Source organism: Microcoleus sp. BM001215392, assembly GCF_036700185.1.
In the GTDB taxonomy this organism is placed as follows: domain Bacteria; phylum Cyanobacteriota; class Cyanobacteriia; order Cyanobacteriales; family Microcoleaceae; genus Microcoleus.
Window position 1 is genome coordinate 1 of record NZ_JAUBOJ010000741.1, and the last position, 1186, is coordinate 1186.

General features: G+C 43.2%; 1 protein-coding gene. It reads left to right on the plus strand.

Features of this window, described 5'->3' with window-relative positions; genetic code table 11:
• Positions 1–128: 128 nt before the first annotated feature.
• A complete protein-coding gene (locus tag QT974_RS34580) occupies positions 129–962 on the plus strand; it encodes an ADYC domain-containing protein (protein ID WP_333472853.1) in 834 nt (277 codons plus the stop codon).
• Positions 963–1186 lie beyond the last annotated feature (224 nt).

Genomic DNA, 1186 nt, shown 5'->3' on the forward strand with positions numbered 1-1186 from the left:
GGGACTTTGAGAAGAATCTTGTCCCCCCCTTATTAAGGGGGGCTAGGGGGGATCGGATTCTATGCAGCCTCATAAAAAATTGGTATCAAAGAAGCCGGATATCTGAACCCCTGGCAGAATTTGAAACTATGAAAAAGACTTTTATATACAGTTTTGTTGTTGTTTTTCCGGTGTTGCTTGTTAGCTGTGGAGTGTTTGCAAAGAAGCAAAACAGCACTTATAAAACCGAACTAGACACCAGCGCGACTGCCCAGAAGACTGAAATTGTTAAAGGCAAAGACTTAAAAGGCGCACAGTTTAACGCCGTTGACGAGCAGGGGAGAAAGCTGAATTTTCAAATCAAAGATGTTGAACTAGACCCAAAAGATCCCGAAAAGGAAACCTATCTTTATACAGTCTTTTATCTAGATTCTGCTGATTCTAAATGGAAGAATTTGTGTACTCCTGATGCCGAGAATGTCGCCAAGGCAATTCCGCTGACGGGTTCGTGGGATGAGACAGGAAAGCACACTGAATCCAGCGAGCTCGTGACATTAGGCTGTACGAGTGGAGTTCTAGCTAAGTGCGTTCGCTTCGGCTACAAACCTTGGAAGAATGTCAATGGAAAGTCACTCCGAGACTATCACCAAGCTTGCACGCGCATGACACGGGCCGATTACTGCGGCAACGGCAAAGGCCACACGCGAGAAGGGACTCCCATTGACATTTATGACGTGCTTGGTATTCAAAAGAAAACTGCCAACACCGGAATGGTGTTTGAAGCAGCTTGGAGTCCAGAGGGTGCGACTTTTATCAATCGACCGAGATGGTATGATACATTATCTGAAATTCGCCAAGAATGTCCTAACAAACTTAAGGATCGCATTAATGAGAGCGGTGGTTGGACAACTGCTGAAAAAGTGAAACAGAATCGATCGGATTCGTTGCTGTTCAATGATTCGCTGGTAAGAAAAGACCCTTAGCTTCAGGTACAGTAACAACAAGCTCGTCAACCAATTTCTGATATCTTTGTCAGTGATTTGGTCAAAGTCTTCAACAAGTGCCGATTTCAATGCTGTTTACTGATTGTACTTCATGCAGTTGAAAATACCTGTAATTTTACCTATAATTAAGAAATACGAACAAATCTTGAATAAACAGTGAAAAACCAGAGTTTGCTTAGTTTGATGAACTGGCTGCAACCCAA

Excerpts from the sequence above, each read along its gene's own strand:
- QT974_RS34580 (WP_333472853.1), top strand. The coding sequence starts at position 129 with ATGAAAAAGACTTTTATATACAGTTTTGTTGTTGTTTTTCCGGTGTTG.